The 7,046-nt window shown below is 38.5% G+C and carries 7 protein-coding genes; all 7 read right to left on the bottom strand.

The features are described 5' to 3' along the window. Positions 1-273: 273 nt before the first annotated feature. Positions 274-687, bottom strand: coding sequence for an OsmC family protein (locus U3A58_RS19265; protein WP_323826032.1), 414 nt, complete (start codon positions 685-687; stop codon positions 274-276). A gap of 80 nt (positions 688-767) precedes the next feature. Further along, on the bottom strand, positions 768-1,943 hold the full coding sequence (locus U3A58_RS19260; RefSeq protein ID WP_323826031.1) for a glycosyltransferase: 1,176 nt from the start codon (positions 1,941-1,943) through the stop codon (positions 768-770). Next, positions 1,919-3,067 (bottom strand): glycosyltransferase family 4 protein, encoded by a 1,149-nt coding sequence (locus U3A58_RS19255; protein WP_323826030.1) that lies wholly within the window; start codon positions 3,065-3,067, stop codon positions 1,919-1,921. The genes U3A58_RS19260 and U3A58_RS19255 overlap by 25 nt, the downstream gene beginning before the upstream one ends. A 14-nt stretch (positions 3,068-3,081) precedes the next feature. Next, positions 3,082-4,200 (bottom strand): glycosyltransferase family 4 protein, encoded by a 1,119-nt coding sequence (locus tag U3A58_RS19250; protein ID WP_323826029.1) that lies wholly within the window; start codon positions 4,198-4,200, stop codon positions 3,082-3,084. Between the two features lie 99 nt (positions 4,201-4,299). Next, positions 4,300-5,115, bottom strand: coding sequence for a class I SAM-dependent methyltransferase (locus U3A58_RS19245; protein ID WP_323826028.1), 816 nt, complete (start codon positions 5,113-5,115; stop codon positions 4,300-4,302). Between the two features lie 2 nt (positions 5,116-5,117). Further along, entirely contained in the window at positions 5,118-6,023 is a 906-nt protein-coding gene (locus tag U3A58_RS19240; protein WP_323826027.1) for a class I SAM-dependent methyltransferase, read from the bottom strand. A gap of 116 nt (positions 6,024-6,139) precedes the next feature. Beyond that, on the bottom strand, positions 6,140-6,613 hold the full coding sequence (locus U3A58_RS19235) for a class I SAM-dependent methyltransferase (RefSeq protein WP_416377314.1): 474 nt from the start codon (positions 6,611-6,613) through the stop codon (positions 6,140-6,142). Positions 6,614-7,046 lie beyond the last annotated feature (433 nt).

Raw genomic sequence — 7,046 nt, 5'->3', positions numbered from 1 at the left:
CCTGATAAAAACTGGTCTAATACTTTCTTCTTGAATGTCGATTCTTGTTCTTTCATACTGCTCTATCTTATAAACTTTAACTTAAATTCAAAGTCTTAGACAGAGTTTAGATTACAGTCTCCATGTAGCACAAAAAAATGGCGGATTGGATGTCCTCAAGCCGCCATTTTTTCAATGCTTATTTATTTGAAAAGAGTTAGAGTTCAAACTCTTGGATCTAAGCTCTAAACTTTTGGATCTAATTTCTTAATTCTAATTTCTTGTTTTTTCACCTCAAGCATTCAAACTGCTTTCCACGCTGATTTCTAAATCTAATACTTTCGATATTGGACAATTTTCCTTAGCATGTTTGACCAATTCATCGAATTTGTCCTGAGCAATTCCTTGAACTTTTGCCTTAAGCACCAAATGTGATTTTTTTAGTGTGCCTTCCTCAAAAGTGATATTTGCAGTCACATCAAGCTCATCAGCTGTGAAGCCTGCCTCTTGTAAATTGAAACTCAATTTCATTGCAAAACATCCTGAATGTGCCGCTGCGATCAATTCTTCAGGATTTGTACCTACGCCATTTTCAAATCTAGATCCAAACGAATATTGGGTTTTGTCCAAAACGGTGCTTTGTGTAGACAGATGTCCTTTGCCATCTTTACCTGTTCCTTGCCATACGGCGGTTGCTTTTCTGATCATGGTTAAACTATTTAGGATTAAAAGTTATAGCAATGAAAGGAGAATACTGCTGGGAAAGTTCATTGAAGAACCGCAAAATCTCATTTTTCCATCTCTTCTAATATTGGAGTTTGAGGAGGGTTTTCAAGGACTTTCTTTCCTGACAATTGCTCAAATACCTCGAGATACTGGTCTGTGACATAATCCCAATTATACCGCTGAATCAAACCTTCACGGGCTGTTTCTCTGAAATAGGCCATCCTTTTCTGGCTACTTTCAGCGGCCTCCACGATGTCTTTCACCGACTCAGTGGATTTTTTGAAATACCATCCATGCTTGCCGTTTTGAAGCATTTCTTGATTGAATGGAGTGTCCAAAGCTAAGATAGCACAGCCAAATCCAAGTGCCTTGAGCATGGCCGGATTGGTTCCTCCATATTCATGTCCATGAAAATAGGCATAGCAGTGAGAGTACCACGCTGCCAGTTCATTGGGATCAGTGATATAGCCCAAAAACAACACACGTTCATCTTCTATTTCCTTAAGTATAGTTGCGTAATCATCATCAAAAGGCACATCTCCGACTATGACTAGCTTACGCTGGCTATCTGATTTCAAGAATCCTTCAATAATCAGATCGGCATTATTATCTGGAATCAGGCGCCCTACGATCAGAAAATAATCATGGGATTGGAAGCCCCATTTCTCGATGGGGGTAGGATCTACATCAGCAACGGGATTGGCACCGTAAGCGATGACTTTTGAATCTGCATCGAACAATTCCTTATACACACGCTGCATTTCATCGGAATCGTTGATCAGCTGGTCGTAATATTTCGTGGCCATTTTAGAAGCCCAGAAAAAGTATTTAGAGGCGATCCCATGCCATTTTGGTCTCAACCACTCCAAGCCATCTACGTTTATCACAGTTTTTTTCCTAAACAATCTTGCAATCAATCCGAAGGGGCCATTTGCACTGTTCACTACGAAAATCACATCTATGTCTGAGAAACAGGCATGCACCATAGAAAAGAAACTATGGGAGAGTTGGGTTAATTTTTTGGATTCAATTGCTGGAGTATAAATGCATTCAATGCCATTTACATAGCGAGGTTTTACTGGAAAAAGAGCCCGGTGATTATAAACACGGATATGTACGCCTTTTTTCACCAGACGTTCGCCCAATTCTCTAATCATCGTGTCATATCCTCCGTACACGTACGGATACCCTTTTGCACCCATTATGGCTACCTTCAATTTTTTCTTAGCTGCTGCCATAAATGGTATTTAATGTTTTCCTTAAAACTCTGCAAACTAAACTCCTTCAATACCCGATCTCTACCAGCAGCACCAAACTTATCCCTAAGTTCTTCATCCAAAATTAACTTAAATAATGCATTTACTCCTTGATCCAGATCGTTGATTGGAATTAAGTATCCAGTTTTGCCCTCCAGTACCATTTCAGATGCTCCTCCAGAGCGTGTTGCCACCACAGGACATGATGCAGCCATAGCTTCTAATATAACTGTAGGCAATGAATCAGGCAAAATGGAAGGCAGAACGAAAATATCTGTCATTTGGAGAATAGATCCGATATCCTCTCTAAAACCAAGATTCGTAACACAATTTTCAAGCCGATTGTTGCTGATGAATTCTCTGATTTCAATCTCTAAATTCTCATAGCCGGGAAATGGATCACCTACCAATAAAAAGTGACAATGTGGATAAGTAGCTGTGATACGTTTCGCCAGTTCGAGAAAGAATAGCTGGCCTTTTCCTGGATTGATCCTGCCCACCATGGTTATTACTACCTTATTCTCATCTATACCGAGTTCTAGCGTATTTTTTTCCCCTTTACGAAGAAATTTATCATAGGGAATTCCATTGTGTATGACTGTAGGCTTAGATTTTTCTAACCGATCTTTCCAGTGGTCCCTTACTGCTTCCGATACCACAATGGGGGCGGGTGTAGTTCTGTCCAATAGCCTACCCAGAAGTTTTACCAAAGGTGGCGGTCCCAGGAGAATTTCATGTATATGCCATACATGGGGCAGTTTATTCCACTTTGCCCATTGGGCACCCACTAGCACTGCCAGGGTATTTGAATACACCAGATCAAATTTGTATTCTTGGTGAAGTTTATCCAGAAACCTGTAGGCCTGATAATTTTTCCTTAACCTGTTTAAAATACCGGAAAAGGTCACATACTTTCTACGTAAAATTCCCAGATTCTGGATCTTCACAGCAATTCCAAGTTCCAAAAAATGAGTTTCTAGCGGACCTGACTCGGACATGACCACTACAGGAGTAAGTCCTGCCTCTTTGTAAGTTTTTACTACCTCTATCAGAATTCTGGAAGAACCATACCGGTCTGACGAACTATTGAGAAAAAGTACTGTCAATTGGATCGCGATTGTTAAAGCCTCAGGATTACATCATGAAATCCCTCAATAAATTTCTGGGCTGAAAATTTCTTGGATTGCGCATTTCCATTTTTTATCATGGAAGCAACCTTTCGATTATCAGCGCTCAAAAGTATCATTTTTTCTGTCAAATCTTGTTGATTGCCAGTTTGGAAGGAAAGACCAGCTTCCCCGGCAACCTCCATCAAAGCTGGCTGATCTGAATGGATCACTGGCACACCAAATGCCATCGCTTCTACGATAGGAATACCGAACCCTTCATTTTCTGAGGGGAAAATATACCCATACGCGCCTTCATATAAGGCTTTTACCTGTGCATCACTTATATAACCGGGCAATACGATTTTGTCGTTGAGATGAAGTTCGGAAACCAGTCTATCAACCACGGGTTTATCATTCATCTGAACACTTTGCCCAGCACCTCCTGCCAATACCAACTTGAAATCTGAATTAGTTTTCTTCAAAAAATCGGCAAAAGCCCGAATGAGTAAAGGCAGATTTTTTCGTTTATCAAAAGTACCAATATGCAGAAAATACTGATGTTTTAGAAGACCGTTATTTCCCAAAAATGCAGTATCAACCCCTTCTAAAAGCATTTTTGGAGCTTGGTGGATTACAGTCATCGGATATATCTTCTTCAAATATTTGTAAAGGGATTTTCGGGAATATTCGGTAGTGGTGATGATTTCGGTGTCTTCCTTTAGGCCTTTTTTGATCAGGTTGAGAAAGTACTTTCTCCACCATTTGGGATAATTCTGTGGCATTTGCCAGAAGAATGCATCATGTATGACAGTCAGCCTACGACAGGGCAAACTCGCAGCTGGAGAAACAAAATCAGGACAAATTAAGACATCCGGCTGATGTTTTTTTACCAAATCGGGTAACTGAAACTCCTTCCACCGAAAATAATCTAGGTGATAATTCAATCGCTGGATTTTTGATTGTGGCACTTTGTAAGACTTGTCGGCACTTTGGGTGCTGGGGTCATGGGAAAAAATCCAAATTATATCAGGGTGTGGATAAGTCAGCGCAGCATTTGCCAACTCCGTCATATAGGTCTTGATACCTGTAGTGGCGACATTTAGATATTGTAGATCGAGGAGTACTTTCAAAATTCAGTCTTTACTTCAAAGATATGAGGTTTCACTACTTCTCCTAAAAAACCTTGCCAAGTCTTGAAAGAAGGATTTTATAAAAAATAGGTGATTAAATCAATAGTGAGGCTCTTCAATACCCCATGTAGTTTTCTCCTTTAAACGGACTATCACTTCCAGGTCATCGGCAAAAATAGTAGTCATATTGCCAATTTTGGAAAGTAATTTGAACATTAAGTAAGGAGGCTTAAGGTTATAGACCTTGTATTTGTACGGATTCACCTCCACATCAAAGTCAGGAGACAAAGTGTTAAAATATTTTTGTATTTCGTTCGCTGAATATTCCTTCCAGTGATGGCCGTAGGTAACTTTAGAGAAAATATCATCTACCGAAATTCCGATGGACTTTAGGAACATTGTATTTTTAAAATTCCTTACCAAACTAGGCAGAGCAAAAGCATTTGGTGTAGATATGTAGATTATCCCTCCAGGCTTTAAAATCTGATAAATCCTTTTCCAGAAATGAATAGGATTGAAAGTGATATGTTCAAGAATTTCAGTAAAAACTATCAAATCATATTCATCAAAAATTTCAGCAAATCGATTTAGTTTAGAAAGGTCATTTTCAATTATGGGGTGTAATTTATGCTTTTCCCCTCTTTTCCTAACAAAATCCAATTCCCAGAATTCAGTCACATCCATCGCGTCGACCTGAAATCCTCTACTCGAAAGCAAAATTGAAGTATGAAGGTAGTGGCACCCAATTTCTAAAACTTTAAAATTAGTCTGGGGATGAGGGGGGGGGGGTAAATGGTACAGGAATTGGTCACATCTTTTAAACCTATGTTTGTGAAATTCAAAGTAATCCTTTTCACTTGAAGGGGTATTATTTGCATTCTCGATTTCATTTTCGAGTATTTCAAATTTATCCATAATTATTTTTTCCTAAAGTAAAAGCATGCCTGATCACCGATATGCTGCTCATTGTAATCCTTAGCTTTGGCTTTAAACCTATCTAGTTCTTCTTTTGTAAACTCTTCTTCAATTGCTGTTCCCACAAATGACTTCCCTCTCTTGTATAATTCTGTCCCCCAAAACTGGCTATATAAACTATCAAATTCTATTTTGAAAAGCTCCAAATTAAATTTTTCGGCTAAAATGTGCATTGATTGAGTATTTGGAATAAAAATGTGTCTAGGTGCATCAAGCTGAAACCAGAATTCCCTTTCTTCCAGCCACACTTTTCCATCAGTGACCGGGACTCGAATCAAAACTTCACCTCCAGGATTTAATATTTGAACGAGCTTTTTAAAAAGTTCACTTGGATGAGGTATATGTTCAAATGAATGATGAAACATCACCAGATCATACTTTTGATCGATTTGAAAAAAGTCTTTTTTGATTAATTGAAACCCTTTCGAATCATCCAAAAGTGTCAAAAATGGATCATACCCATGGAGATTTTTGAATCCGCAATAGGAGAGCTCGGCAAGTAATTGTCCATTTCCACAGCCAACATCCGCTATTCTACTGGTTTCATTGACGTTGAGATTATAAATCCAATTAAAATAATTCGGAGGCCTTAGTGATAAGCCAGCCTGGTATAATTTAAATCTTGCTCTTTTCAAAGCTCTTAAAATTCCTTTGCTGGGCTGATAGCTGTCAAATGAATAATATTTGTCAGGATAGTATTCTCCTAAATTATCGGGAATATTAATCAGAAAGAGACCCTTACATTGTCCACATTCCAAGTATTCGAAGGTGTTATTGAGACCAAACATTCTCTCTTTCGCTTGGAAAGACATTAATTGCGTTGATCCACATACTTCACAGTTATTCATCGAGCAATATTGAGGGAAATCGAAACCACAAAACTATAACTTAAAAATTGCCAATTGCACGAGGTATTTGATAATCCTCCACTAACTTTTGGAAGTGATGAACTGATCACCAAGTTCTATTTTCTGCATACAAGCCATTGATTTACCTGAAAAGCATTCTGGATTAGTCTATTGAGTTTTTTCTTCAAGGGCATTTTGTAGCTGATTAGATTACTGAATTTCTCTCCCAGATTGTGTGTAAAGTGATCGTTCACTTTCAATCCTTGCGATTCGCATAGCTCTCGAAGCAGTTTTTTGGGAAAAATAAAGGTATGCTCAAGCCCATCAATCACATCTGGAACATTCAATCGTAATAATTTCGACCAGCGATGAAAGCGATATAGATTACTGGACATATTTGGGGTTCCTATTGCCAAATATCCTTCTGGTTTTAGGATTCGCTTCATTTCTGAGATATAAGCTTTTGGATCTAGTACATGCTCAATCACATGGGATATGTGTATAAAGTCAAAATAGTTATCCGGATAGCTAGCATTCCAAATATCACCCTGAAATGTCTCAACCGTAAAATGTTCCTTCACAAATTTCAATGCTCCGGTGTCAAATTCTGTAGCATATAATTCACAGTTCAGTTGATTAGCATAGGCTAGTNAATATCACCCTGAAATGTCTCAACCGTAAAATGTTCCTTCACAAATTTCAATGCTCCGGTGTCAAATTCTGTAGCATATAATTCACAGTTCAGTTGATTAGCATAGGCTAGTCCCAAACCCAATCCACAACCAATATCTAGAAACTTAGCCCCCCCCCTTAATGTTTTAAGAAATCTAACCTCCTTTTTTATTTCGACCTCATTTAGTCCTGCTATGCGATGAAAATGATTGAGAATAAGATTCTTATAATCAATGGCTTCATAATGATCCTTCTCGTAATAATTGGTGTAATAATCAGCCAGTTCCTGGCGATCAGCCATAGGATTGGCGAACACCAATTTGCACTTCAAACATTGAACTCTCGATATAT

The sequence above is a fragment of the Algoriphagus persicinus genome, assembly GCF_035156415.1.
Classification (GTDB): Bacteria; Bacteroidota; Bacteroidia; order Cytophagales; family Cyclobacteriaceae; genus Algoriphagus; species Algoriphagus persicinus.
The sequence above is the reverse complement of the archived record's forward strand: the minus strand, read 5'-3'. Positions and strand labels throughout refer to the sequence as shown.